The sequence below is a fragment of the Nitratireductor sp. OM-1 genome, from assembly GCF_003296175.1.
In the GTDB taxonomy this organism is placed as follows: domain Bacteria; phylum Pseudomonadota; class Alphaproteobacteria; order Rhizobiales; family Rhizobiaceae; genus Nitratireductor; species Nitratireductor aquimarinus.
The window spans coordinates 2,906,470-2,931,679 of the sequence record NZ_CP029208.1; the positions used below are offsets into that span (position 1 = coordinate 2,906,470).

21 protein-coding genes are annotated in these 25,210 nt (G+C 63.4%); 10 read left to right on the top strand and 11 right to left on the bottom strand.

Annotation, left to right across the window (positions count from 1 at the left end; genetic code table 11):
- The first annotated feature begins 136 nt into the window (after positions 1 to 136).
- From DEJ54_RS13920 to DEJ54_RS13945, 6 genes are all read left to right on the top strand, one after another.
- Entirely contained in the window at positions 137 to 1,102 is a 966-nt protein-coding gene (locus DEJ54_RS13920) for an isoaspartyl peptidase/L-asparaginase family protein (protein ID WP_113155095.1), read from the top strand.
- A 96-nt stretch (positions 1,103 to 1,198) separates the two neighbouring features.
- Entirely contained in the window at positions 1,199 to 2,425 is a 1,227-nt protein-coding gene (locus DEJ54_RS13925; protein WP_113156289.1) for an NAD(P)/FAD-dependent oxidoreductase, read from the top strand.
- Between the two features lie 95 nt (positions 2,426 to 2,520).
- Positions 2,521 to 3,456, top strand: a complete 936-nt coding sequence (locus DEJ54_RS13930; RefSeq protein ID WP_162742304.1) for a hypothetical protein — start codon at positions 2,521 to 2,523, stop codon at positions 3,454 to 3,456.
- A 14-nt stretch (positions 3,457 to 3,470) separates the two neighbouring features.
- A complete protein-coding gene (locus DEJ54_RS13935; protein ID WP_162742305.1) occupies positions 3,471 to 5,450 on the top strand; it encodes a VWA domain-containing protein in 1,980 nt (659 codons plus the stop codon).
- Complete coding sequence (locus tag DEJ54_RS13940) at positions 5,447 to 6,340, top strand: hypothetical protein (protein WP_113155098.1); 894 nt, start codon at positions 5,447 to 5,449, stop codon at positions 6,338 to 6,340. The genes DEJ54_RS13935 and DEJ54_RS13940 overlap by 4 nt, the downstream gene beginning before the upstream one ends.
- 111 nt (positions 6,341 to 6,451) lie before the next feature.
- Positions 6,452 to 6,865 carry a hypothetical protein gene (locus tag DEJ54_RS13945; protein WP_162742306.1) on the top strand — a complete coding sequence of 138 codons (414 nt, stop codon included), beginning with the start codon at positions 6,452 to 6,454 and terminating at the stop codon, positions 6,863 to 6,865.
- A 15-nt stretch (positions 6,866 to 6,880) separates the two neighbouring features.
- Here DEJ54_RS13945 and DEJ54_RS13950 read toward each other — a convergent pair whose 3' ends face one another.
- From DEJ54_RS13950 to DEJ54_RS13960, 3 genes are all read right to left on the bottom strand, one after another.
- The gene (locus DEJ54_RS13950; protein WP_162742307.1) at positions 6,881 to 8,701 is read right to left on the bottom strand and encodes a serine aminopeptidase domain-containing protein; all 1,821 of its coding nucleotides are present in this window, start codon (positions 8,699 to 8,701) and stop codon (positions 6,881 to 6,883) included.
- Positions 8,702 to 8,891: 190 nt separating this feature from the next.
- Positions 8,892 to 9,917, bottom strand: a complete 1,026-nt coding sequence (locus DEJ54_RS13955) for a hypothetical protein (RefSeq protein WP_113155101.1) — start codon at positions 9,915 to 9,917, stop codon at positions 8,892 to 8,894.
- Positions 9,914 to 10,489 (bottom strand): LemA family protein, encoded by a 576-nt coding sequence (locus DEJ54_RS13960; protein ID WP_162742308.1) that lies wholly within the window; start codon positions 10,487 to 10,489, stop codon positions 9,914 to 9,916. Before DEJ54_RS13960 ends, DEJ54_RS13955 begins: the two co-directional genes overlap by 4 nt.
- Positions 10,490 to 10,710: 221 nt before the next feature.
- On the opposite strand from DEJ54_RS13960, the gene DEJ54_RS13965 reads away from it, so the two are divergent.
- The 3 genes from DEJ54_RS13965 (at position 10,711) to DEJ54_RS13975 (ending at position 14,071) form a co-directional block, all read left to right on the top strand.
- Complete coding sequence (locus tag DEJ54_RS13965) at positions 10,711 to 12,006, top strand: hypothetical protein (protein ID WP_113155103.1); 1,296 nt, start codon at positions 10,711 to 10,713, stop codon at positions 12,004 to 12,006.
- 158 nt (positions 12,007 to 12,164) lie between these two features.
- Positions 12,165 to 13,157: a tRNA dihydrouridine(20/20a) synthase DusA gene (gene dusA, locus DEJ54_RS13970; RefSeq protein ID WP_113155104.1), complete on the top strand. Its 993-nt coding sequence runs from the start codon at positions 12,165 to 12,167 to the stop codon at positions 13,155 to 13,157.
- Between the two features lie 92 nt (positions 13,158 to 13,249).
- A complete protein-coding gene (locus DEJ54_RS13975) occupies positions 13,250 to 14,071 on the top strand; it encodes a sulfite exporter TauE/SafE family protein (RefSeq protein ID WP_113155105.1) in 822 nt (273 codons plus the stop codon).
- Positions 14,072 to 14,194: 123 nt separating this feature from the next.
- Here DEJ54_RS13975 and DEJ54_RS13980 read toward each other — a convergent pair whose 3' ends face one another.
- From DEJ54_RS13980 to topA, 4 genes are all read right to left on the bottom strand, one after another.
- On the bottom strand, positions 14,195 to 14,935 hold the full coding sequence (locus tag DEJ54_RS13980; RefSeq protein ID WP_113155106.1) for an NUDIX domain-containing protein: 741 nt from the start codon (positions 14,933 to 14,935) through the stop codon (positions 14,195 to 14,197).
- Between the two features lie 67 nt (positions 14,936 to 15,002).
- Entirely contained in the window at positions 15,003 to 15,464 is a 462-nt protein-coding gene (locus DEJ54_RS13985; RefSeq protein WP_113155107.1) for a DUF983 domain-containing protein, read from the bottom strand.
- Positions 15,464 to 17,806, bottom strand: a complete 2,343-nt coding sequence (gene rnr / locus DEJ54_RS13990; RefSeq protein ID WP_113155108.1) for a ribonuclease R — start codon at positions 17,804 to 17,806, stop codon at positions 15,464 to 15,466. Before rnr ends, DEJ54_RS13985 begins: the two co-directional genes overlap by 1 nt.
- Before the next feature lie 4 nt (positions 17,807 to 17,810).
- On the bottom strand, positions 17,811 to 20,432 hold the full coding sequence (gene topA / locus DEJ54_RS13995) for a type I DNA topoisomerase (protein WP_113155109.1): 2,622 nt from the start codon (positions 20,430 to 20,432) through the stop codon (positions 17,811 to 17,813).
- Positions 20,433 to 20,743: 311 nt separating this feature from the next.
- Here topA and DEJ54_RS14000 point away from each other — a divergent pair, with 311 nt between their 5' ends.
- Positions 20,744 to 20,992: a hypothetical protein gene (locus tag DEJ54_RS14000; RefSeq protein WP_113155110.1), complete on the top strand. Its 249-nt coding sequence runs from the start codon at positions 20,744 to 20,746 to the stop codon at positions 20,990 to 20,992.
- Here DEJ54_RS14000 and dprA read toward each other — a convergent pair.
- The 4 genes from dprA to DEJ54_RS14020 are packed head-to-tail and all read right to left on the bottom strand — an operon-like array spanning position 20,954 to position 24,974.
- Positions 20,954 to 22,087: a DNA-processing protein DprA gene (dprA, locus tag DEJ54_RS14005; protein ID WP_113155111.1), complete on the bottom strand. Its 1,134-nt coding sequence runs from the start codon at positions 22,085 to 22,087 to the stop codon at positions 20,954 to 20,956. The genes DEJ54_RS14000 and dprA overlap by 39 nt on opposite strands.
- Positions 22,084 to 22,698, bottom strand: a complete 615-nt coding sequence (plsY, locus tag DEJ54_RS14010; protein ID WP_113155112.1) for a glycerol-3-phosphate 1-O-acyltransferase PlsY — start codon at positions 22,696 to 22,698, stop codon at positions 22,084 to 22,086. The genes dprA and plsY overlap by 4 nt, the downstream gene beginning before the upstream one ends.
- A 30-nt stretch (positions 22,699 to 22,728) precedes the next feature.
- A complete protein-coding gene (locus DEJ54_RS14015; protein WP_113155113.1) occupies positions 22,729 to 24,015 on the bottom strand; it encodes a dihydroorotase in 1,287 nt (428 codons plus the stop codon).
- A complete protein-coding gene (locus DEJ54_RS14020) occupies positions 24,012 to 24,974 on the bottom strand; it encodes an aspartate carbamoyltransferase catalytic subunit (RefSeq protein WP_113155114.1) in 963 nt (320 codons plus the stop codon). Before DEJ54_RS14020 ends, DEJ54_RS14015 begins: the two co-directional genes overlap by 4 nt.
- Between the last annotated feature and the right edge of the window lie 236 nt (positions 24,975 to 25,210).

The window sequence follows — 25,210 nt, forward strand, 5'->3', positions numbered from 1 at the left end:
AGCACGCCGTGCGTGACCTGCGCGGCGAGGGATTTAGGGCAAATGCGCCTGTGGCTCGCGATGAAGCCAGGCCCGACGCATTTGCCAGACCCGGCGGCCCATTGCGGCGCGCGGGCATGGTTTTGAAAGGGAGACAATGAAACCTGTTGCACTGGCTATTCATGGCGGTTGCGGCGTCATGGCGAAGAGCGATCTGCGTGAAGAGGAATGGGAGGCTGCCCGTGCAGACCTTGCCGCATCGCTTCGCGCCGGCTGGGCCGTGTTGAGCAAGGGCGGTTCGGCTCTCGATGCGGTGGAAGCCGCCGTTGTCGTGATGGAGGATTCGCCCCATTTCAACGCAGGCTACGGCGCAGCGCTCAACGAGAACGCGGAGCATGAGCTCGACGCCTCGATCATGAACGGCGCAGACCTTGATGCGGGTGCGGTTTCGGCGGCAAGCCGCATTCGCAATCCGGTCAAGGCGGCGCGGGCGGTGATGGAGAAAAGCGGCGCGGTGCTGCTCACCGGCGCTGCCGCAGATCGTTTTGCCGAGCATTGCGGTCTTGAAATGGTCGCGCCCGACTATTTCACCACAAAGCGCAGGCAGGATGCGCTTGCCGCCATGAAAGAACACGCAAAGGCAGGAACGGCTGCGGCTGCATCGGAAGCCGAGAAGCACGGCACGGTGGGTGCCGTGGCGCTCGATGCAGACGGACATCTCGCAGCCGCAACTTCGACCGGCGGATACAACAACAAGCCGGAGGGACGCGTTGGCGATTCCCCGATCATCGGTGCGGGCACTTACGCGCGCGATGGCGTCTGCGCGGTTTCCGGCACCGGGCAGGGCGAGTTCTTCATCCGTCACGTGGTTGGCCACGAGATCGCAAGCCGCATCGCCTATCGCGGTGAAACGCTGGAGATGGCGGCGAACGGCGTCATTCGCGAAGACCTGAAATCCTACGGGATCGGTGCCGGGGCCGTGGCGGTGGACGGGGCGGGCAATGTCTGCGCGCCCTACAACACCGCCGGCATGTTCCGTGGCTGGATTGCCAGTGACGGCGCGCTCTATGTGGCGTCCCATGACGAGGTGTTCTGCGTCGAGACGCTTGAGGCCTCCGTCTGAGGACTGGTGCAGGCGCGCTGCTCTTGCCGCGCCCGCCGGGCGTCTCTATGTCAGGCGGGCGTGGGCTGCGGCCCTGAAACGAGCGGAGACAGAGCGCTGGACGAGCACATCATCATCGTGGGTGCGGGGCATGGCGGCGTGCAGGCGGCGGCAAGCCTGCGCGAGGAAGGCTATGCCGGGAAGCTGACGCTGATTTCCGCAGACCCTGAATTGCCCTATCACAAGCCGCCGCTTTCCAAGGCCTTTCTGAAGGCGCTGGATGCCGAACCGCAGATCCTCAAGGCGCAGGCCTTTTATGATGCGCAGGGCATCGATCTGCGCCTCGGCGAAACGGTTACGGCCATTGACCCCGAAGCCCATACGCTGACGCTTTCAGACGGAGACGTGCTCCAGTGGAGCCGGCTTCTGCTGGCGACAGGCGCCCATGCGCGGCCTCTTTCGGTGCCGGGTGCGGACCTTGATGGCGTGTTCTACCTGCGCGACTGCGCCGATGCGCGGCAGCTGCGCGAGGCGGCGGAAGCGGCGCGCGACGTCGTCGTCGTGGGGGGCGGCTTCATCGGCCTTGAGGCTGCCGCGACCATGGCAATGGCGGGAAAGCGGGTCCGGGTGGTTGAAGCCGCAGAGCGCCTTCTGGGCCGTGCGGTGAGTGCGCGGATTGCCGCGCATATGCTGGCCTATCACGAGAGCCTTGGCTGCAAAGTCATCACCGGCACGGGCGTCGAGCGCCTGATCGGCGAGAATGGCCGGGTGCGGGCGCTCGTGACATCAGACGGGCAGGAGCTTGCAGCCGATCTTGTTCTGGTGGGCATCGGTGCGCTGCCGAACACCACGCTTGCCGAACAGGCAGGTCTTGTCTGCGACAATGGCATTCGCGTGGATGCGGCGTGCCGCACCAGCGTGCCAGATATCTACGCCATCGGCGATTGCGTTTCGTTCCCGCATGTTGCGGCGGAGCGTTTCCTGCGGCTGGAATCGGTACAGAACGCGACCGATCAGGCGCGCTGCGCGGCGAAGGCCATGCTGGGGCAGGAGACCGCTTTCGATGCGGTTGCCTGGTTCTGGTCGGATCAGGGCGAACGCAAGCTGCAGATGGTTGGCCTGCCTTTCGGCGTGGATCGCGAGATCGTGGCGGGCGAGGCCGAGAGCGGCGCGTTCAGCGTCTATCTGTTTTCAGGAGACCGGCTTGTTGCGGTCGAGACCGTGAACCGGCCCGGAGAACACATGCTGGGCCGGCGCATGCTGGCGGCAGGTTTCTCGCCGAGCGAGGCGCAGATACTGGAAGGACCGGCGGCGCTGAAGGCGGCGTTCATGGGGAAAGCCTGAGGCGAGAGGGGAGCTCCGCCTCTCCCATTTGAGGGAGTTCAGTACAAGCGTGAGCGACTACCAATCAATCTGATCGATTGATGGAGATTCGTTTCATGTCCGGCGCAGCAGCCATCCCGCGCAGTTCTTCGCTCGCGATCAGCAGCCCTCTCAGGGGGATGCTGAGATCCTCTTTTATTCTGACGCTTCTTGCGGGCGTGGCGTTCGTGAATGCCGGGGCGGACGCCCGTGCCCAGATGCTGAGCAAGGAGGAGCAGGCGCGGCTTGCTGCCGCCGATGAAGGCAAGACGCCCGCAACCGCCATCGCCCTGCCTTTCGAGGATGCGTTCGAAGGAGACGGGCTCGCCGCGCACTGGCAGGTGCTGAATGAGGACCGCGACCGTTACGTTGCCGAGCGGGGCATGCTGCTTGCCATCACCAGCGGCGGCAGGGACGGTTTCGACAATGTGGATGCGCGCAACATCTACCAGTTGCAGGGCGCCATGCCGGACGGCGATTTCGACATCTCGCTTGGCGGCCGCCTCGACGCCAAGACCGGCTTTGATGAAGTGTGGCTGGGACTGCGCGAGAGCGATGAGAATTTCGTCGCCGCGCATCTCTATGTTCATACCAAGGGCTGTGGACCGGCGCTCTATATCAGCACGGTCGCCAACCAGCCGCTCAACCCGGAAGAACCCGCCGTGCCTTCTGCGATGTCCGTCAACCTCTTTGACGGGCCGGCAGCCCGGAATATCTGCAACAAGACCGGGCGCGCCTACGGGGATCGGGTCCTGGCCGATCTTTATGAAAAAGGATTCGTTCTCACGCTTTCCAGGCGCGGATTGCGCTACCAGGCGAAGGTCACGCTCGACCTGCCTGCCGGAGAAGGCGACGCGGCTGGCGGCGTGCAGGAATTTTCCGGCGGCCGGGTCGCGCGCATGGCCGGTTTCGGCAGCCCCGCCTTCATGGTCGGGCAGGGCAAGAAGGCCAAGGGCGGGGAAACACTCGCCGAGTTCGACCGGTTCAGAATCAAACGTCCGGGGCAGCAATGAGCAGGGTGAGCAGAATGATGGGCAAGACGTGTTTCGCGCAAGGGTTGCAGCGCGCCATGCTGGGCACGGCGCTGGCCGTTTGCGTTCCCATGGGGGCGCTCCAGGCGGAAGCGGCCGAGATTGATGACGCCGTGGAGGTGGTGCGCATGTTCTTTGCCGAACACAGCCGCCGCTTCAACAACAATGAAGAGCCGCTTCTCAATGATGGCAAGGCCTCGCGACGCTTTCTCGTGGACGGGCTTGCCCATGACGATCTGCAGGGCGCGCTGATGTTCGACCCGGTCTATGGCGGACAGGATGCACAGATCGCCAATCTCAACATCGCGCCGGATGCGGATGCGCCCATTCTGCGCGGTGCGGCGCAGATCCACGTGACATTCACGAATATGGGCGCGCCGCGCAACTTCATCTACACGCTGATCGAGGCTCCGGACGGGACGTGGCAGATCAACGACATCTATTCCGAGGATGACAACTGGTCGCTGTCGGAGTTGGCGCAAGGACAGGGCTTTGAAATCCGCTCCGATCCGGCCACGGAGGCAACGCTTTCGGGCGGGGGGGCTTCCGGCGCCGGATCGGGCGGAGACCGCAGGCCGGAGGGTGCGGGCGCTGACGACCGGTCTTCCATCGTACCGGGCATGGAAGAGGGAGACCTGCCGGGCAATGGTCTCGCCGAAGGCGGCAGCGATCTTCTTTTCGTTCTGGATGGTTCCGGCTCCATGTGGGGTCAGATCGACGGTGTGGCCAAGATCACCACTGCGCGGCAGGTTCTGTCGGGCCTGATGGGCGATTTGGCAGCCAACACGAATGTGGGGCTGATGGCCTATGGCCACCGCCGCGAGGGCGACTGCGGCGATACGGAGATCATCTATCCGGTCGCCAATTATGAAAGCGGGCAGTTGAAGCCGGCGATTGAAGGCATCACGCCGCGCGGCAAGACGCCGATTGCCGACGCGCTCATGCGCGCTGCCGACGCAATGCCGCAATCGGGCCGTCCGGCCAATGTACTCCTGATCTCGGATGGTCTGGAAACCTGCGGTGGGGACCCGTGCACAGCGGCGGCAGCCCTTGCCGAGCGCGGCATCAACACGCGGGTGCATGTGGTCGGATTTGATCTGAGCGATGAAGAAAACGCAGCCCTGCAATGCATCGCGGATAACGGGAACGGCAATTACTACTCTGCCAGCAATGCGGACGAATTTGCGCGCGCCGTTGGCGAGGTTGTCGCCGAGGCAGAGCGAAAAATGCCCGAGACGAAGCCCGCGCCGCAGCCTGAACCGGTGGTTCAGGCCGTGTTCGAGGAGAATTTCGACGGGCCGGAACTGGATGCGGCCTGGCAGGTGGTAAACCCGGCTGAAAACCTGACGGCCTTCACCGGCGATGGCATGCTTTTCACCTCGGTGCTGGGCCGCTATGCCAATCACGACGATGCGAAGGCTCAGAACCGCTATGTGCTCGATCATGCCCTGCCCGAGGGTGATTTCGACCTTGCGCTCGATTTCAGGATACATGAGCAGACCGGTTATGAGAATGTCTGGCTCAGTGTTCAGGACGACACGGACAGCCAGATTGGTGCGATGGCATGGGTCTGGCGGAAGGGCTGCGGGGCCTATCTGAACCTGTCTCTGATCCGCGTGAGCGATGGCAAGGAGGAAGCCAGGTTCGATACGAACCTCTTTGACGGGCCGATTGTCGCCAGGCTCTGTCAGGACGGCGACCGCGCTTATGGCGACCGGGTTCTGGAAGCGCTCGGCACGCAGGGCGCGGAACTGCGGCTCAAGCGGCGCGGACGGCAGGTGACGGCGGCCATTGCGATGGAACTGCCCGAAGCCGACGGACGACCGGCCGACACGTTCCGCTTCGAGACAGAACCGATGACCGTTCTGCGTCTTTCCGGTCAGCCGGCCGTTCTGGCCGGGCACTGGCACAAGGCGCGTCCGGGCGAAAGTCATATCGCCTTTGATCGCTTCACGATTGAGGCCGGATCGGAATGATCGCGCTCCACACGGTCTGGCGGCATCTGGGAGGTGCAATGCTGCTCACGGCCATGACGACCGTGACCCATGGGCAGGAACCGGATGCGCAGGTGCTTCGATGCGCAGCCGGGTTCGGTTGTCCCGCCGGCGGCGTGTCGCAGGAGGACGCGCTTGGCCTTGTGGATGTACGCTCGGCGCAGGAAGCCCGCGACCGCTATGCTCAGGATCATCCCGATCTTTATGTCGAGGATGCCTTCGAGGCGGCGAAGGAGACGGCTGTCGAGCCCGTGGAAACGGCGGATGCCGATCTTCTGCGCTGCGCATCCGGCTTTGGCTGTGAGGGTATGGCCGTTTCGCCAGACGATGCGCTGGTCCTTTCGGGCGAGAAAAGCAGAAGCGCTGCGCGTGACCGCTACGCCAGCAAATTTCCGGAAGCCTATCTGGAAGACGCCTTTCCCTCGGAAGGCCAGCGCGACAATCCGGTTAAACTCGATGCCGACAGTGCGGATGAGACCTCCGGAGAGATCGAGCTTTTCGATGGCAGCGAAGAACCGTCCAGGGCAATTGATCTGTTTGAGGGGGAAGGCGGCCCGGACCGGAAGAAAAGCAGCGCAGAGGGTTCTGATTTCGCGCAGCTTGAAGGCTATGCCGAAAAGCCCTGCGCAGGCGAGGTCTACCAAAACCCGGATTTCATGCATATGGCCGGGTACAAGGTTGCCCTCTGTCTCAGGATGGCAGGCAATGCGCTCAGTGATTGCGGTCTGCCTGCCGCCCGCGCTTTCTGCCTCACAAGGCAGCATGGCAATGCAGCCTGTTTTGGCGTGACGACGGCAGCACAGGCGCTCAATGTGGGCGCTTATTGCCAAGGCGGTGGCTGTGCGGCGTTCAGCTTCATCGTATGCCGATAGGGCGATTATTGCGCAGTACTGCGTCGCAAAACCACCCAAATGGGAGAGGCCACGCGCCGCATGATCGTGTCTCCTGCCTGCATTGAAGAACGCAGGGTGAAGGAGAACCAGATGCGAAGATTTGTGATTGGGCTGGCTGCCATGCTGGGCCTTGCCATCGTCGGCCATGCGCCTGCCGCGATGGCCAAGACGATCTGTTCCATTCAGGCGGTTGAAGCAAGCAGCAAGGGACACCGCACCGGCAAGGGAGCCGTGGCGCGGGCCTGGGTCAACTGGCAGGGCAAGATGCGCAATGTGCACGGACGACGCTTCTCGGTGGCGCTTGCGCGCTCAACGCGCGGCTTTCCCAAGCGGCAGCGTAACGGCCGTTTCAATCATGCCGCCACGGTGCGCGCACAGGGTTGTTACGTCAAACGCGTCTCCTGCGTGACCGGCTCGGGCATCACGCCGGTCTGTGAATGCCAGCCGGACAGGCGGGCCGCGCTTCGGCAGGGCTGCGATGTCTACGCGCCGGGACGACGTTAAAATCCGGGCGGCCCCTCATTTCAGCCAGCCCACCGGCCCGGACATGATCCGGGCCGTCAGCTCGGCCTGGCTGTGAACGGTCATCTTCTGAAACGCCTTCTTAAGGTGCCCGCGCGCGGTGCTGACAAGAATGCCCAGTTCTCCGGCGATCTCATCCAGCGACATCCCTTCGGCGATCAGGAGCGCGATTTCCGCTTCCTTGCCGGTCAGCCCATAGGCCAGCTCGGTGAGCACGCGGCGCGTGTTGTCGTCATCGTCGCGTTCCGTAGCCCGCAGGATGAGGATGCTTGCCGGGCCCTGGCGCTGAAGTCCGGTCTGCCGGAGCGCCTGGGGGTGAAAATGGAAGCCGACCGGCGCATTGTCGTGCAGCACGATCCGGTCATTGTTGACCTTCCCGGTGTCCTCGGCGGCTGCGCCTGAAACGAACAGTCGGCGGGTGGCAGCCGCGCGGAAGGCATCGCCATCGGTACCGGGTGAAGTTTTGGGAAAAATCCGTAAGAGCGTTTCCCTGTAGGTCGTATTGGCGTGCAGCAGCGCGCCATCGGCATCGAGGATAGCAATGCCGATCTGCAGCTTGTCGATGACCGCCTGAAGCAGGACGCCCAGCGTGGCGTTCATCATCACCTGCCGGTTGAGGCTGAAGGCCCGCTCCCAGTGGGGCATCAGGCGTTCGATGCGCTCGGCCAGTTCGGCCTCCGTCATCTCGCCATCCTGCTCGGCCTCGTAGATGATCCGGTAAATCACCTCGGTCCAGCGCGTCTCGTCATCAATGGCGTTGTAGCAGAGCTCGACCAGTTCGTCGGGGCGCATGTCTGCGGGCGCGGCTCCGCCGCCGAGGCGGGCGATCACATCGCTCGCCAGCTGTGCGACGTCCACTTCGCTGTAGCGTGCGTCAGCGGTCGCTGCGCCATCCTGACCGACCCAGTCGAGAATGCGTTTTGAAATGCCGAAGCGCCTTTCTTCCAGAAACAGGCCGGAGCGTACGCCTTCGACACGTTCGGCGGCGACGTCCTCAACGCCGACTTCAGCCAGAAAGCGTTCGATGGGCGGCAGGAACCCGCCATCGCGCAGCATGGCGTCCTCACCGCCAAACATCACCAGAACCCGGGTGCCGGGCTTGAGGCGCGCATTGTTTGGCCATTTCCAGGCGGACAGCATGCCCGAGAAGATGTTCGACCAGTAGGCGGGGCTGGGAATGGGCCAGCCTTCCGGATCGGACACGATCTCGCGGATCAGGTCCCGGTCGGTGCTGATGACGTCCGCCGGATGCTCCCTGTCGCGCAGATGCGCGCCGAGGAAGGCATAGAGATGATGCAGGATCTGTTCGTCCGGCTGGTCGGCGGCGCGAAGACGCATGCGGACCTTTGAAAAGGCTTTGCCGAACAGGGCAAGCGTTCTCTGGTTGGGAACCGGCGAGATGAGCACGATGTGGCGGGCAAGGTCGTGCCAGGTCTTCATCACTTCAAGCGTCATCAGCGCCGTGATGTTCGGCACCACGACGAGGCGGTCTTCCCACCCGACGCCATCAAAGCTGCGTTCCAGAAGATGGCGCATGTCGTCCACGGCCAGCGACCAGCCATCGCCGGTATTCAGATGGCCGAGCGGCACCTGGGCGTCCGTGCTTTTGCCATGGCCGCGAATATCTCCGGAATGGGCATCCCAGCCGGCGGCGCGAAACCCTTCCGCCAGATCCGACAGCATGCCGGAATGGGTGGGCTGGCTGTGGCCGATGAACACGGCCCTGCGCGGGACGGAAGTGCGCGGCTGCGATGCCGAGCGCCATTTCCGGTAGAACAGCGGCGGGCCGTTCACACGCGCTAAGTATTTGGCTTCCATGGGTTCCTCCTGCATGCCCTTCTGGCAGACGCCGGCTGAACCGACACTGAACGGGGCGTGCAGATTCCCCGAAACGGGAGAAACCTAGAGCATTTTGCAGTCAGGTGGAAACACCAGACATCCGCATGAATGCGCAGAGCGGGCCGGCATCAGCGATGCCAGCCGGAACAGGATACAGATGGCTACGCGCCTATTCGACGTAGCGCTTGATGGCGAATTTCGCTTCTTCGAAGTCTGCCGCGATGCCGGCCAGAAGTGTGTCGATCCGGTCGGGGTTGGCGTTCCTGCCCACCAGCCTGTCCTGCGCCATGAAGAACAGAACATCGTCATCCACCACGAAACCGACATTGTGGTAGCGCTGAAGCAGGTCGAGCATGGTCGCCTGTGTCGCGGGGGTGAGAATGCGCAGAATGTCGTGCTCCACCGCGTTTTCATCACCGCTCTTTGCTGTTCCGGTGATGTTGAAGGCGGCGTTGAACTGCACGGATTCGGTCTTGATGTCGCGGTCGAGCGGCCCCCTGTTGACCAGGTTTTCCGGGCGGATGACGGCGCGAACGCCTGTCTTGCGGCCAATTCTGTAGGCCCCGAGCAATGAGAAGAAGACGCCGAAGCCGCCTTTGCCGCCATGCGCGTCTTCACGCAGCGACTTGTCTGCCGCAAGCCCGGCCTCCATCTGCATGGCGCCGATGGCCATCCAGAAAGGCAGGTCGTCTTTGGTGCTTTTGCCCCAGAATTCGCCGTCGAACTCAGCGCCCATGAACGCGCCGACCTGAAGCTTCGTCAGCTCCGGGACAAGGGTCTCGACGGCTCTGGCGCGTTCCGATTTCACACGTTGTGCGCGCCGTTCCGCACTATCCAAGGACCAGGCCGTTTGATAGGCCATCACCCGCTCCATCAGCTTGCCGGTGTAGATCCAGCCCTTCTGCCGTGCGAGCCTGACGCGCCGCAGGGTCTTTCGGCCATCTTCGTTCTCAAGCTCTGCGGCGAAGATGAATGCGCCGAAAAGAACCGTGGTGACGGCGACCGGAATGAAGGGGAACCCGTCAGCGAGAAAACCCTGCACGAAGGTCCACAACATGGCGGCAAGTGCGGCGATGGGAAGGAAACGCCGAACCGGAGCGGGCAGGGTAATGCCGGTCTTGATCTGCGAGATGTCGTCGGTTTCGACCGAGATGGTCCCCTGAACGGGATCCCAGTGGCCGCTGACGGCGTTCACGCCTGCGCTCCCGGCAGATCGATGGCCGGCACGGCCTCGACATGTTTGCGTTCGGCATCCGAGAGCGCGAAGAAGTCTGCCCGCTCGAAACGGAGCATGGCGGCGACCCAGCTTGAGGGGATCGCATCGAGCATGGTGTTGTAGCGCTCGACATTGCCATTGTAGAGCCGGCGCGCGGCGCTGATCTGGTCTTCGGTCTCTTCAAGCTGCTTCTGCAGCTCGAGTATGTTCCCCGTCGAGGTGATTTCCGGGTGATCTTCCGTATAGCCAAAGAAGCTGCGCAGGCTCGCCGTCAGTTCGGCCTCGGCCTCCTGAACCTCTTCCATCCTGCCATTGAGTGCGGCGACCGCCTTTTCACGCACGTCCAGAATGCTGTCGAACAGGCGGTTTTCCTGTGCGATGGCGCTGCGCGCCGCCGAGACGAGCGCGGGAACGAGATCGTGTCGTCGCTTGAGCTGCACCTGAACGCCGGAAAAGCCGTTCAGTACGGAATTGCGGGCCGAGGCGAGGCGGTTCTGGAAGAAGACGAACCCGCCAAACAGGACGAGGACGATGATCAGTATGGTTGTCATGCCGGCTTTCACTTTCTGCAGAATGCTGCCGGCAATCGAGCAAATGGGGAAACCAAGCGCCTCTCCCATTTGAGGGAGTGAGCACTTTCAGATGACCCTTGTGGCATCGAAACGGGGCCACACTGTCCGTTCAGACGGTGTCTCCGGTCTGGCGGCACGCCTAGTCTCCCGTCACGCGAATCGGCGTTTCAGTGGGCGGGAAGCGGGACAGAAGACCGACGATGGACATCTATCTGCAATTGCCGCTGATCGGCGCGGTTCTGGCGCTTCCGGCGCTCTATGCGCTCTGGCGCGCGCCTTCTGGAACGCGCGACGATTTCATCTTCAATTCCGGCCGCACGGGGTTCTGGGGCACGCTTGCAGGCATTGTCTGCGGCAATATCGGCATCGGCACCTTCGTGGCGATCATGCTTTTTTCGGCGGCGAGCCCCGTGATCGGTGTTTCGCTGGCATTCGCCTACACGCTTGGTCTCGTGATCTGCGCAATCATCGCACCGAACGTGCATGCGCTTTCTGAACGGCATGGGGTGAGGGGGCTGATCGATCTGATCGTGGTCACCCACCGCATCCAGCAGCCCCTTCTGGTCTGGCTGCCCATTGCGTTCGTGTTTCTGCTGCGCGCGACCGTGCAATTGCTGGCGCTGGCGGCGATCCTGATGACGATCCTGCCCGTATCACAGCTCGCGGCGGTGGGGCTCGCGGCCCTGTGCGCCGGCGCATACACGGCCATCGGCGGCTATCGCGTGGCGACGGAAACGGATGTCGTGCAGTCGCTCATCATTGTTGCCGGCATTGCGCTTTTGACATTCGCCAATCTGGGTGCGGTTCCGCAGACCGGGCCATTCTTCGATCTGGGGCCTTATCGGCTGCCGCTCCTCATCGGTGTCTGGCTCTTCATCCCGGTCAGTGCGGTGCTGGCGGTGGACAATTGGCAGCGCATGGCGACGGCGCGCGATCCGCAGGTGGCGCGCAGGGCATTTCTCGCGGGCGCTCCGCTTTGCCTCCTGTGCTATCTCGGCATCGTCTGGCTTGGGCTCGGCGGCGCAGTGGAGGGCGCGATAACGAGCGGCCTGCACGCCCTTGTGCCGGCGGGCCATGGCTGGATCGTCGACCTGATGCTGATCGCCGTGGTCATGTCGACCATGGACACATTTGTCATGCCGCTGATGACCGGGCTTGAGCGCACGACGCTGCCACTCAGGCAGTTACAGCTGATGGTGGTCGCCGTTTTCGCCGGCATGGCCCTGATCGGGGCGCTGTTCGGTGACCTCCTGTCTTCCATCATCGCCGCCTTTTCATCGCTCGCCGTGTTCCTGCCGACCGTGCTTGCAGCGGTCCTGGGCCACCGGGTAAGCGCGCCTGCCGCCATCCTGTCGCTCAACGCAGGCGTGATCGTGACGCTCCTTCTGCTTACCGTGGATCAGAATTCCGCGGCGCTGGTGGGCTGCGCATTCGCGGCCATGGTCTACGCTTTCACCGCCTACCTGACAGGCAGTCGCCGGGCCATCGCCGGTTAGGGGGCGATTGAAAAACGGGGCAAAATCCGGTTTCCATCCTTCGGTCCGGTGCTCCAGCGCATGTTACCTTTGAAAAATGCCGCGCGATGGGGCACATATCTGCGCAGAGAGGCGCGTGACCGCGCTGCATCATGAAACACTGCAGACAGAACCCGTAAATGGCTGAGTACAATCAAAAATTCGCCGTAGCGCCCATGATCGACTGGACGGACCGGCATTGCCGATACTTCCATCGCCGGCTGACGGAGCGCGCGCTGCTCTATACGGAGATGGTTGTGGCGGATGCTGCGATCCATGGCTACCGGTCGCGCCTCCTGGGCTTTGACGAGAGCGAACATCCCGTGGCGCTGCAGCTTGGCGGCTCCGATCCGCAGAAGCTGGCGCAGGCCGCGGAAATCGGAGCCGAGTTCGGCTATGACGAAATCAACCTCAATGTCGGTTGCCCCTCCGACCGGGTTCAGTCCGGCACGTTCGGCGCATGTCTGATGAAGACACCGGAGATCGTTGGCGCATGTGTTGCCGCGATGAAGGAGCGTGTGTCGGTTCCCGTCACGGTGAAATGCCGGATCGGCGTGGATGAGCAGGACACGCAGACAGCGCTCGATGCGCTGGCGGAGGCTTCCTGGTCGGCTGGTGCGGATGCGCTGTGGGTGCATGCGCGCAAGGCCTGGCTTCAGGGGCTCAGCCCCAAGGAAAACCGCGAAATCCCGCCGCTCGATTATGACCGTGTCTATCGCCTGAAGGCGGCGCACCCAGACCGCTTCATCGGCATCAATGGCGGAATTGCAACGCTGGAGGACGCCGCCGCGCATCTTGCGCATGTGGATGGCGTCATGATGGGGCGCGCGGCCTATCAGAACCCGGTCGTGCTGGCCGGCGTCGATGCGCTCCTTGCCGGAAGCACGCCGCAGAAGGTTGATTTCGAAGGGCTGATCGACACCATGGCGGCCTATGCCGGGCGGCACATTGAAGCAGGCGGCCGCCTGTCGCATGTGACGCGGCACATGATCGGCCTGTTCCACGGTTATGACGGCGCGCGCCGCTACCGGCAGATCCTGTCGAGTGAGGCGACGCGGGCGGGCGCGGGGCCGGAGGTGCTGCGCGCGGCGTTTGCGGCCGTTGATCTCAGCACGCAGCGCGACGCGGCCTGAAGCACGTTCAATCATCACGCATAATCTGCAACAAGCCATGGGGTGTTTCAGCCGAGCGGATCGGTCGAACCGGGGCGGGAGAGGGAACTGACATGAACCTACCGATTGGCGAGATCGCCATGTTTGCCGCTGCCCTTGCGGCTGCGGGCGTCGTGGCGGGCGTTCTGGCCGGGCTGTTTGGCATTGGCGGCGGGGCGATCCTCGTGCCGGTATTCTATCAGGTCTTCGGGCTGGTCGGTGTGGACGAGGCCGTGCGCATGCATCTTTCCGTCGGCACCTCGCTGGCCATCATCGTGCCCACCTCGCTGCGCTCGTTCCGCGCGCATTATCTGCGCGGGGCGGTGGATATGGACCTCCTGAAGAGTTTCGTCATCGCGGTGCCGGTGGGCGTGGTGCTCGCCTCGCTCGTCGCCGCCTATGTGTCGAGCGGCGGCCTGCGCGCCATCTTTGCGGTGATCGCGCTTCTTGTTGGGGTGCGGCTGCTTTTGAACCGCGAGAGCTGGCGGCTCGGCACGGAGCTTCCGGGCAATCCCGTGCGCTCTCTGGTCGGTGTTCTGATCGGCTTCCTGTCGACGCTGATGGGCATTGGCGGCGGCGTTCTGAACAACACCTTCATGACGCTGTTCAACCGTCCCATGCACCAGGCTGTGGCGACGTCATCCGGCGTCGGCGTTCTGATCTCGATACCGGGCCTGTTTGGCTATGTGTGGGCCGGGTGGGGCGAACCGCTTCTGCCGGTCGCCTCGACCGGCTATGTGAACTGGATTGCGGTGTTCCTGATCATCCCGATCACGCTTCTGGTTGCGCCGCTCGGTGTGCGGATCGCCCATGCGCTCGACAAGCGAAAGCTCGAAACGGCCTTCGGCATCTTCATGATCATCGTCGCGGCCCGCTTCGGCTGGAGCCTGATCTGATTCCGCTCAGAAAAATGCTCTAGAGCGTTTCCGCTTTTGGCTGAATCGCGAAAACGCTCTAATATATTGTTTTTTTGCACAATTCCGGGCGGAAAGCCGGTTTCCACTTTTTCTGGAATTGCTCTAGATAAGCGTCCGCTGGAAGCGGTTGCGGCGCATTGCGTAGAAGGGAACGGGTGCGCCGGGGGCAAGGTCGGGATCGACCTTGAGACGCGCCTCGAGATCATCAAGGATCGTACAGGTGATCAGCGGAACCTCGGTTTCCTTGGCTTCTGGAATGGGAAGCCAGACCAGCTCTTCCAGTTCGTGGGTCGGCCCGCCATCGGGCAGTTCGACGGCCACGTCATCGCGCCAGGCGGCGAGAAAGCGTGTGTCGAAGCGGCGCACGCGGCGCGGCGGCGTCACGGCGCGGGCAATGTAGCGAAGGCCCGAAAGCGACGGGCAGACGCCGTGCTCGACAAAACCCTGCCAGTCCTTTGCAGCAGTCGAAAACGCACCCTTTTCACCGATCAGAAGCCCTGCTTCCTCATAGGTTTCGCGGATTGCGGACATGGCGACGGCGCGGGCGCGTGCGGCCGTGGCGCGCGATCCGGTGCCGATGAGACGACGCTCTTCATCCGGGTGGAGACCGGAGGCGACGGGAATGCGGCTGTCGGCGGGGTCCGTGCGTCCACCGGGAAAGACGAAGCGGCCGGGCATGAAAGCGTGTTTGTGGTGGCGGCGACCCATCAGAACGCGCACCTGATCGCCGCTGCGATCGAGCAGGATGAGCGTTGCCGCGTCGCGCGGGCGCATCGGCTTTCCGCCAAGCGAAAAGTCCTTTGCCTCGGCGCGGTCCACCGCCGCCTTGTCGAGACCGTCCATACGGTTTGGCCGATCACTCATCGCTGTCTCCTGAAAGCTCGCATCGCTGTGCCGCATCGATGCGGCGTCAGCGCATCTCGTCTGAGGCGGAAGCATCAAGCTCCGGGTGGGTTTCGATGATATCTTCCTCGCCACCGAAACCGTGCATGTAATAGGCCCATTGCAGCCCCACGACTGCGCCCTTCATCGGTTCGATGAGCAACAGCGACATGATGATCGTGAGCGGCACCCAGATGGCCAGATGAACCCAGCCGGCCCAGTCGGTCACGGCTTCCAGTCCCATGAACGCGCCGACCACGATATGGCCGACGACGAAGATCACCAGATAGGCAGGCAGATCGTCGGCGCGGTGATGGTGGAAGGCCTCGCCGCACTCGGAGCATTCGTCGGCGGTCTTGAGATAGGTGCGGAACAGCTTGCCACGGCCGCAATTGGGGCAGCGCCCCAGAAAACCGCGCTTCATCGCCTCGCCAAGCGGGCGTGTCGGCTTCTGCCCGGCTGCTGCGCCGCCGTAAACCTTCTGTTCCATTACCGTCTCCTGCTCTGGCTGGCGCGGCGGCTTTTGCCCTGGCTGCTTCCACGGCGGCCCTTGGCCTTGTGAAAGGATTTCATGGAGCCGGGAAGCTTGTCAGGCTTGCTCAGCATCTCGAAGCGCATCGCGCCGGCCATCGGCGCAATCTCAACGAGGCGGACCGAAACGGAATCGCCAAGCTGGAAGCCACGGCCGCTGCGCTCGCCCACCATGGCGTGGCGCGCTTCGTCATAGATATAGTATTCGTCGCCCAAAGTGGAAACGGGCACGAAACCGTCCGCGCCGTAATCCGGCAGTTGCACGAAGAGGCCGGCCTTGGCGACACCGGAGATGCGGGCGTCGAATTCCTCGCCGATACGGCTGGAGAGGTGTTCGGCGACCAGCCGGTCGACCGTGTCGCGTTCGGCGGCCATGGCGCGGCGCTCGGTGGCGGAAATCAGGGCGGCGGTCTCTTCAAGCCGCGCCTCTTCCTCGGGCTTGAGACCATCATCGCCCAGACCGAGTGCGGAGATCAGCGCGCGGTGAACGATCAGGTCCGCGTAGCGACGGATCGGTGAGGTGAAGTGTGCGTAGCGGCGCAGGTTCAGACCGAAATGGCCAAGATTTTCCGGCGCGTAGACGGCCTGACTCTGGGAGCGCAGGACCACCTCGTTGACGAGCTGTTCGTGCTCGGTGTCGCGCACGCGGGAGAGAATGGCGTTGAACTGCGCGGGTTTCAGCTGTGCGCCGCGCGCCAGCGAAATCTCAAAACTCTGCAGGAATTCGCGCAGCGCTTCCTGCTTGGCGAGCGAGGGCGCATCATGCACGCGGTAGACGAGCGCCTGACGCTTGGCTTCCAGCGTTTCAGCGGCGGCCACATTGGCCTGCACCATGAACTCTTCGATGAGCTTGTGCGCATCGAGGCGCGGCGGCACGACAACGCGGTCGACCGTGCCATCTTCTTTCAGAAGGATCTTGCGCTCCGGCAGATCGAGTTCGAGCGGCTGGCGCTCCTCGCGGCCGCGCCTGAGCGCGCCATAGGCGTCCCACAGCGGCTGGAGGATCGTTTCCAGAAGCGGACCCGTCCTGTCGTCGGGATTGCCGTCTATGGCGCTCTGAGCCTGCTGATAGGAGAGTTTTGCCGCAGACCGCATGATGACGCGGTGGAACGAATGGCCGATCTTGCGGCCCGTCGCGGTAAAGCGCATGCGCACGGCCATGGCAGGGCGGGCTTCGCCTTCACGGAGCGAACACAGATCGTTTGAGATGCGCTCGGGCAACATCGGCACCACCCGGTCGGGGAAATAGACCGAATTGCCGCGCTTGAGCGCTTCGCGGTCGAGCGCAGATCCCTGACGCACATAATGCGCGACATCAGCAATGGCCACGGTGGCGATGAAGCCGCCACGGTTCTTCTCGTCGGGGTCGGGTTCGGCCATGACCGCATCGTCATGATCCTTGGCGTCAGCCGGGTCGATGGTGATCAAAAGGCGGTCGCGCCAGTCTTCACGGCCCGAAAGCGTAATCGGTTCTGCGGCCTCGGCCTCCGCGATCACCTGATCGGGGAAGACATGGGGGATTTCATGGGCGTGAATGGCGATCATGGAGACCGCCTTTTCGCTCGACAGCGACCCGATGACCGAGGTGACCTTGCCGCGCGAGGGGCCGTAGCGCCCGCCGGAGACCGGTTCGACCTCGACCAGATCGCCGTCCTGCGCATCGTTGAGATAATCCGCGTCGATCACCAGTTCGCGCTGCGTGCGCTCCACCGGTTCGATGCGGAAGCCGCCATCCTGCGATTTGCGCACGACGCCGAGAACATTCTGCCGACGCTTCTCGAAGACCTTCATGACACGGCCCGTATAGGCCGGGCCATCCTTGCTTTCGGTCGGGAAGACGCGGGCCAGAACACGGTCGCCAATGCCGGCGGCCTTGCCGCCCTTTTGGGTGCGGATTTCGACCAGGGGCAGGGGGCCTTCGCCCTCGTCCTGATCGTCTTTCTCTGCGGGGCGCGCGAGCAATGCGCCCGATGCGTCACGCGAGAAGATGTCGAGCACCACCACATGCGGCAGCGCGCCGGGACGCAGCAGGCGCTTGCGGGTTTTCTTCAAAAGCCCCTCATCCTGCAGGTCGCGCAGGATATCCTTCAGCCAGATGCGGTCGCCGCCCTTGAGGCCGAACGCCTTGGCAATGTCGCGCTTCGCCGTGCGGTCTGGGTTGTCGGTGATGAAGCGCAGCACCTCGTCGCGGCTGGGCAGTCGCGTATCGGAAGGCCCTTTTGCGCCAGATGCCCCTTTCGCGCCGGATGATTTTGCCGAACGGGGCTTGGATCTGGACTTGCCGGAGATGCTGCGCGCCAAGGCGTTATTCCTCTTTCTTGGCTGCGGTCTTCTTTTTGGCCGCGGTGGTTTTCTTTGCCGTCGTTGTCTTCTTCGCAGCAGGCTTTTTCTTGGCGGCCGGCTTCTTTTTTCCGCCCTTGGCCGCTTTTGCCGCGATCAGCTCCACGGCTTCCTCTAGCGTCACTTCCATCGGGTCCTTGCCCTTGGGAAGCGTGGCGTTGATCTTGCCATGGTTGACATAGGGGCCGTAACGGCCGTCGCGCACGGTGATCTTGCCGCCCTCGTCGGGATGATCGCCAAGCTCCTTGAGCGCCGATGGCGTGGAACGGCCGCGACCACCCTTGGCCTTCTTCTCGGCGATGACGGTCACCGCGCGGTTGAGGCCGACGGTGAACACATCCTCGACGCTTTCCAGATTGGCGTAAGCGCCATCATGAAGCAGGAAGGGGCCATAGCGACCGATGCCGGCGGAGATCATCTTGCCGGTTTCGGGATGCTCGCCCACCTCGCGCGGCAGGGCGAGAAGCGAGAGCGCCTTTTCAAGCTCCATGTCGGCCGGAGACCAGCCTTTGGGCAGACCGGCGCGCTTGGCTTCCTTGCCTTCGCCACGCTGCACATAGGGGCCGAAGCGGCCCGAGCGCAGGGTGATGTCCTCGTCGGTCTGCGGATCCTTGCCGAGCACCTTGTCGCCATCGACGCCGTTTTCGCCATTCTCGCCGTTTCCAGCTTCGCCAAACTGACGGGTGAAGCCGCATTCGGGATAGTTGGAGCAACCGACGAATGCGCCGTGCCGGCCAAGCTTTAGCGAAAGCTGGCCGGTGCCGCAGCGCGGGCAGGCGCGCGGATCGGTGCCGTCTTCCTTTGCCGGAAAGGCGAGCGGAGCAAGTTCCTCGTTCAGCGCATCGAGAACATTGGTGACGCGCAGTTCCTTGATCTCGTCCACATGGCCGGAGAAGTCCTGCCAGAAATCGCGCAGAACGTCTTTCCACGAGAGCTGGCCATCGGAGATCTTGTCGAGCTTCTCTTCAAGGCTGGCCGTGAAGTCGTATTCCACGTAGCGCTCGAAGAAGCTTTCCAGAAACGCCGTGACGAGACGGCCCTTGGCCTGCGGCATGAGCCGGCGCTTCTCGATGATCACGTAATCGCGATCCTCGAGCGTCTTCAGCGTCGCGGCATAGGTGGACGGGCGGCCGATGCCGAGTTCTTCCATCTTCTTGATGAGCGAGGCTTCGGAATAGCGCGGTGGCGGCTCGGTCGTGTGCTTGGTGACGTCGATGGTCTCGCGCGTCTGCTCCTCGCCTTCGCGGATCTCGGGCAGGCGGCGGCTTTCCTCGTCGTCGGCGTTCTCGTCCTTGTCGATTGCATAGGCGGCAAGGAAGCCTTCAAAGCGGATCACCGAGCCAACGGCGCGCAGGCCGGCGTTGCGGCCAGCGTTCTCGGCAAGGATCTCGACCGTGGTGCGCTCGATCTCTGCCGGCTGCATCTGGCTGGCGATGGCGCGCTTCCAGATCATCTCGTAGAGACGGGCCTGATCCGGATCGAGATAGCGGCGCATCTGGTCGGGCGTGCGGGAGAAATCCGTCGGGCGGATCGCTTCGTGCGCTTCCTGGGCGTTCTTGGCCTTGACCGAATAGAAGCGCGGCTTCTCGGGCAGGTAGCGCTCGCCGAAATTGTCGCCGATCGCCTTGCGGGCCTGATCGAGCGCCTCGGGCGCCATCTGCACGCCGTCGGTACGCATATAGGTGATGAGACCGGCGGTCTCGCCGCCAATATCGATGCCCTCATAAAGGCGCTGCGCGACCTGCATGGTGCGCGAAGCCCCGAAGCCGAGGCGCGACGAGGCGGCCTGCTGCATGGTCGAGGTGGTGAAGGGCGGTGCGGGATTGCGCCGCGTCGGCTTGGCCTCGACGGACAGCGTGCGGAAGGTCGCGCCCTCCAGCATGGCCTTGATGTCGTCGGCCTGCTCCTGGCTCTTGATGTCGAGCTTCTGGAGCTTCTTGCCTTCAAGCGTCGTCAGGCGTGCCTCGAAGCTCTCCTGGCGGGGCGTGGCGAGCTTTGCCGCGATCTGCCAGTAGTCTTCGCGGATAAAGCGCTCGATCTCGGCTTCGCGGTCGCAGACGAGCCTGAGCGCCACGGACTGAACGCGGCCGGCCGAGCGTGCGCCCGGCAGCTTGCGCCACAGAACCGGCGACAGGGTGAAGCCCACCAGATAATCGAGTGCGCGGCGGGCGAGATAGGCATCCACCAGCGGCGTGTCGAGGTCGCGCGGATTGGCGAGCGCATCGAGAACCGATTTCTTGGTGATGGCGTTGAAGACGACGCGGCGAACCGGCTTGTCCTTCAGCGCCTTCTTCTGTTTCAGAACCTCAAGCACATGCCAGGAAATCGCTTCACCTTCGCGATCCGGGTCAGTGGCGAGGATAAGGGTGTCAGCCTCCTTCACGGCCTTGGTGATGTCACTCAGGCGTTTGGCGGAAGGGCTGTCGACACTCCACGACATGGCGAAGTCTTCGTCCGGGCGAACGGACCCGTCCTTGGCCGGCAGATCGCGCACATGGCCGAAGGAGGCGAGAACCTTATAGTTCGAGCCCAGATATTTGTTGATGGTTTTCGCCTTGGCAGGCGACTCGACGATAACGAGATCCATAAGCTTTCAGATTTCCCCGCAGGCTTCCGGCTTTGTCGCCGCGCCCCGCATTTTGAACGAATCCAGCCCCGTCACATGGCCGTGCTTTACCCCGCGGTCAAGGGCCAATGGGAATTTCGTCCGCTGGCGAAGGGCTGTGGACGGCGGTTTGTTTATCGTAAATTTATCGTTTATTTGTTTATAGCGGCATGTATACTCCATCTGGGTCCTTAACGGAGAAGTACCGGGGAAACAGGCAACACTGGGGCTGCACAACAGGAGCATCGGGGCTGTGAAGAGGGGTGCCGCGCGCTGGAAGGGAGTGTCGGCGAATGGGCGAACAGTATGGAAGGAGACGTACCGAGACGCTTGATTACGTTCAGGCGATGCTCGGGCAATTGCGAACGATGGCGCTTTCCGAACGGTGCGACATGCTCGCCTACCTGATCGAGATGGCCTATCTTGAGGCCAGCGACATCATTCGTGGCGAGCGACCACATCGGGTCGGGCAAGGTCGCGGGGTCGGGGAATGTCGTCTTGAGCTAGATGTCGGTGGGAACAAGCGAGACCGCGCTTCCTGAGTGCCGTTCGAGTCGGCCCGCCAGATCAAGCTCAAGCAATATTGTCATGACCTGTGCCGGGTGTAGCCCGGTATGGCGAATGAGATCATCGATAAGCACGGGCGTCGGTCCCATCGCGTTGACGATGTGGTCGCGCTCGCTTTCGCTTGGGGGCGGAGCGGAGGTCAGGGGCTCCGGCTCTTCAAAGCTTTCCGTTCTCACGGGCGGCGTGTCCAGAAGCGGCAGGATCTGCGACACCACGTCATCCATCTCGGTCACGAGGATCGCGCCATCCTTCAAAAGCGCGTTCGCGCCGCCCGCCCTTGGATCGAAGGGGGAACCGGGCACCGCGAAAACCAGCCGTCCCATCTCTCCTGCCAGTCTGGCGCTGATCAGAGAACCGGACCGCTTGGCGGCTTCCACCACCACGAGACCGAAGGCAATGCCGGCAACGAGGCGGTTGCGGCGCGGGAAATCGCGCGCGCGGGGCGTCCAGCCGAACGGCATTTCGCTGATCACCACGCCGCGCTCGGTGATCTCTCCATAGAGCCTGTCGTTCTCGGGCGGATAGGGCTTGTCGAGCCCGCCGGCCAGCGCGGCGACGGTGCCTGTCTCCAGACTGCCCTTGTGGGCGGCAGCGTCGATGCCGCGCGCGAGGCCTGAAGCAATCGTGAAGCCGGCGCTGCCAAGGTCCGAGGCCAGGCGCTGGGCCATCTTGATGCCGGTGACGGAGGCGTTGCGGGCACCGACCATGGCGATGGTGGGGCGCTGCGCGATTGCGAGATCGCCCTTCATGACCAGAAGCGGCGGAGGCTGGTCCATGCGGCGCATCAGGGGCGGGTATTCCTGCTCGCCCACAGCGACGAAGCGCGCGCCGAAACGGCGGGCCTGTTCCATTTCGCGTTCGGCGTCCTCGCGCGTCGCGATCACGATGCGCCGATTGGCGCCACCGCGCTGCGCAAGTTCGGGAATCATCTCAAGGGCGTTCGTTGCAGAGCCGAAATGATTGACGAGCTGGCGAAAGGTCGCCGGCCCGACATTCTCGCTGCGCAGGAGCTGCAGCCAGTCGAGGCGCTGTCGGTCACTGAGCCGCACACCGCCCCGGGGCGCGTTCACCCCTTGCCCCCGATGCGCGTTTCCGTGCCGGATAGAAGGCGCGCAATGTTTGCGCGGTGCTTGATGAAGACGATCAGGCTCATCAGAACGAACAGTTCCGCCGCCTGCACATATCCAAGCAGATAAAGCCCGATGGGCACCGCGACGGCGGCGACAAGCGCCGACAGTGAAGAGTAGCGGGTGAGGAAGGCGACGGAGAGCCACACCACGGCGAAGATCAGCGCGCCGGGCCATGCGATGGCGACGAGCACGCCGAGATAGGTTGCCACGCCCTTGCCGCCGCGAAAGCCGAGCCAGACGGGAAAGAGGTGGCCGAGAAACGCGCCAAGCCCGGCTGCGACCGCCTGATCAGGCCCGTAGAGCCCGGCCAGGAGAACGGCCACCGTGCCCTTGAGCGCATCGCCCAGAAGGGTGAGGGCGGCGAGCTTCTTGCTGCCGGTGCGCAGCACATTGGTTGCGCCGATATTGCCCGAGCCGATCTTGCGCACATCGCCCTTGCCCGCAAGCCGCGTGATGATGAGGCCGAACGGGATGGAGCCCAGCAGATATCCGAAGACAAGCGCGGCAATGAGATAGGGCAAGGCTACTTGCCAACTGATGGGATCTGGCATCCGACTCTCTCCCCCGGTGTTTCGGAGTGCTCAGGCGCTGAACACTGTGCGGCCTGCAACCATTGTTTGCAAGACCCGGCCCTGCATGCGGGCGCCTTCAAAGCAGGTGTTCTTGGACAGCGAGCGAATGTCTGCCTCGCGCACGATCCACGGCGCGTCAATGTCGACAAGCACCAGATCGGCAGGCGCGCCGGTCTTCAGCGTGCCGCCGGGCAGGCCGAAAAGCCGCGCCGGCGCGGTCGACAGGCACTCGATCAGGCGCAGCAGCGGCAGGTCGCCATTGTGATAGAGACGAAGTGCAGCAGCCAGAACGGTTTCGAGGCCGATGGCCCCGGCTTCGGCTTCGGCAAAGGGCAGGCGCTTCGTGTCGACATCCTGCGGGTCGTGCGAGGAGACAATCACGTCGATCGCGCCCGATTTCAGCGCTTCCACCATGGCAAGCCGGTCGTCTTCGGTGCGCAGTGGCGGCGAAAGCCGGAAGAAGGTGCGGTAATCGCCGATGTCGTTTTCGTTGAGCGTCAGGTGATTGATGGAAATGCCGGCGCTCACCTGCGCGCCTTCGTCCTTGGCGCGGGCGATGGCAGCCGCTGACATGGCGGTCGAAATCTTCGCCGCATGATAGCGCCCGCCCGTCAGGCCTGCGAGCATCAGGTCACGGGTAAGCGGAATGGTCTCCGCCTCGCGGGGTATGCCCGGAAGGCCGAGCCAGCTTGCAAAAAGCCCCTCATTCATCACGCCGGAGGAGGCAAGATGCGGATCCTGCGTCTCATGGGCGATGGTGATGCCCAGATCGCGCGCATAGGTGAGGGCGCGCCGCATCACCAGCGCATTGGCAATTGTTGCACGACCTTCGGTGAGCATCACCGCGCCTGCCTCGCTGAGCAGGCCGAACTCGGAAAGCTCCTTGCCGGCAAAGCCTCTGGTGACGGCGGCGGAGGGAAACACGTTGACCACGGCCGTCTCGCGCGCCGTGCGCTTGACGAATTCCACCAGCGCCACATCGTCGATGACGGGCTTGGTGTCGGGCATCATGATCAGCGATGTCACGCCGCCGGCCGCCGCCGCGCGGCTGGCTGAAGCGATGGTCTCGCGATGCTCCGCGCCCGGTTCGCCGATGAAGACGCGCGAATCCACGAGGCCCGGCATGACGGCATGGCCCTGGCAGTCGACAATCGTTGCATTGTCGGGCGCACCCTGGTTCAGCGCGTCAGCGCCGGCGGCGGCAATCGCGCCGTCGATGACGATCACCGCGCCGCGCTCATCAATGCCGCGCGACGGGTCGATCACGCGGGCGTTCTGGAAAACCGTCGCGCTCATGCTGCGCCTCCTTCCGCGTTGCGTCGCGGATCGAGCAGCGCATCCATCACGGCCATGCGCACGGCAACGCCCATTTCAACCTGCTCCTGAATGAGGCTCTGCGGCCCGTCGGCGATTTCCGAAGCGATTTCAACGCCGCGGTTCATGGGGCCGGGATGCATGACAAGGACGTCATCTTTCGCGGCTTTCAGCTTTTCTGCATCAAGCCCGAAATGGCGGAAATATTCGCGAACGGACGGAACCAGAGAGCCGGCCATGCGCTCGCGCTGCAGGCGCAGCATCATCACGATGTCCGCGCCCTTGAGGCCTTCGTCCATGCGGGTGAACGGCTCGACGCCCATCTGGTCGATGCCGGAAGGCAGAAGCGTGGAGGGGGCGACCACCCGAACCCGCGCACCCAGCGCGTTAAGCAAAACGATGTTCGAGCGCGCCACGCGCGAATGCAGAACGTCGCCGCAGATCGCCACCGTCAGCCCGCCGATCCGGCCCTTGGCGCGGCGGATGGTCAGCGCGTCGAGCAGGGCCTGGGTCGGATGTTCGTGCGCGCCATCGCCGGCATTCACGACCGAGCAGGAGACCTTTTGGGCAAGAAGCGCTGCCGCGCCCGCCGCCGCATGGCGGATTATCAGAATGTCCGGGCGCATCGCGTTCAGCGTGATGGCCGTGTCCAGCAGCGTCTCGCCCTTCTTGGTCGAGGAACTGGCGACGGACATGTTCATCACGTCAGCGCCAAGCCGCTTGCCAGCCAGCTCGAACGAGGACTGCGTGCGCGTCGAGGCTTCGTAGAACAGGTTTATCTGGGTGCGGCCGCGCAGCGTGGCGGTTTTCTTTTCCTGCTGTCGTGAAATGGCAACAGCGGCGTCGGCCCGGTCGAGAAGCATCTCGATATCCAGCGGCGACAGGCCCTTGATGCCAAGCAGGTGGCGGTGCGGATAGAGCGGGAAAGAAGTGTTTGTCATCTCAAGAGTTTGCTATAGGCCCCGCCCGGCAAGCCTGCAAGCGCGCATCACGCGCGGACTTGATTAATCCGGCAAAAGTAACAGGTTTCTGTTTTCATGGATCGCCCCCGTTTTCATGGATTGGCCCCGTTTTCATGGATTGGCAAGGTGTGGTTGCCATCATGCATCGTTAAAAGTGCGTTGATTCCCGACGCGCCGCCGCAGTTCTGATAGAGTGAAACCGTGACGCACGAAGT

What these genes read in the sequence shown, in the direction of transcription:
- DEJ54_RS13920 (WP_113155095.1), top strand. Translation starts at nt 137, where the DNA reads ATGAAACCTGTTGCACTGGCTATTCATGGCGGTTGCGGCGTCATGGCG.
- DEJ54_RS13930 (WP_162742304.1), top strand. Translation starts at nt 2,521, where the DNA reads ATGTCCGGCGCAGCAGCCATCCCGCGCAGTTCTTCGCTCGCGATCAGC.
- DEJ54_RS13935 (WP_162742305.1), top strand. Translation starts at nt 3,471, where the DNA reads ATGATGGGCAAGACGTGTTTCGCGCAAGGGTTGCAGCGCGCCATGCTG.
- DEJ54_RS13940 (WP_113155098.1), top strand. Translation starts at nt 5,447, where the DNA reads ATGATCGCGCTCCACACGGTCTGGCGGCATCTGGGAGGTGCAATGCTG.
- DEJ54_RS13945 (WP_162742306.1), top strand. Translation starts at nt 6,452, where the DNA reads ATGCGAAGATTTGTGATTGGGCTGGCTGCCATGCTGGGCCTTGCCATC.
- DEJ54_RS13950 (WP_162742307.1), bottom strand. Translation starts at nt 8,701, where the DNA reads ATGGAAGCCAAATACTTAGCGCGTGTGAACGGCCCGCCGCTGTTCTAC.
- DEJ54_RS13960 (WP_162742308.1), bottom strand. Translation starts at nt 10,489, where the DNA reads ATGACAACCATACTGATCATCGTCCTCGTCCTGTTTGGCGGGTTCGTC.
- DEJ54_RS13965 (WP_113155103.1), top strand. Translation starts at nt 10,711, where the DNA reads ATGGACATCTATCTGCAATTGCCGCTGATCGGCGCGGTTCTGGCGCTT.
- dusA (WP_113155104.1), top strand. Translation starts at nt 12,165, where the DNA reads ATGGCTGAGTACAATCAAAAATTCGCCGTAGCGCCCATGATCGACTGG.
- DEJ54_RS13975 (WP_113155105.1), top strand. Translation starts at nt 13,250, where the DNA reads ATGAACCTACCGATTGGCGAGATCGCCATGTTTGCCGCTGCCCTTGCG.
- DEJ54_RS13980 (WP_113155106.1), bottom strand. Translation starts at nt 14,935, where the DNA reads ATGGACGGTCTCGACAAGGCGGCGGTGGACCGCGCCGAGGCAAAGGAC.
- DEJ54_RS13985 (WP_113155107.1), bottom strand. Translation starts at nt 15,464, where the DNA reads ATGGAACAGAAGGTTTACGGCGGCGCAGCAGCCGGGCAGAAGCCGACA.
- topA (WP_113155109.1), bottom strand. Translation starts at nt 20,432, where the DNA reads ATGGATCTCGTTATCGTCGAGTCGCCTGCCAAGGCGAAAACCATCAAC.
- DEJ54_RS14000 (WP_113155110.1), top strand. Translation starts at nt 20,744, where the DNA reads ATGGGCGAACAGTATGGAAGGAGACGTACCGAGACGCTTGATTACGTT.
- plsY (WP_113155112.1), bottom strand. Translation starts at nt 22,698, where the DNA reads ATGCCAGATCCCATCAGTTGGCAAGTAGCCTTGCCCTATCTCATTGCC.
- DEJ54_RS14015 (WP_113155113.1), bottom strand. Translation starts at nt 24,015, where the DNA reads ATGAGCGCGACGGTTTTCCAGAACGCCCGCGTGATCGACCCGTCGCGC.
- DEJ54_RS14020 (WP_113155114.1), bottom strand. Translation starts at nt 24,974, where the DNA reads ATGACAAACACTTCTTTCCCGCTCTATCCGCACCGCCACCTGCTTGGC.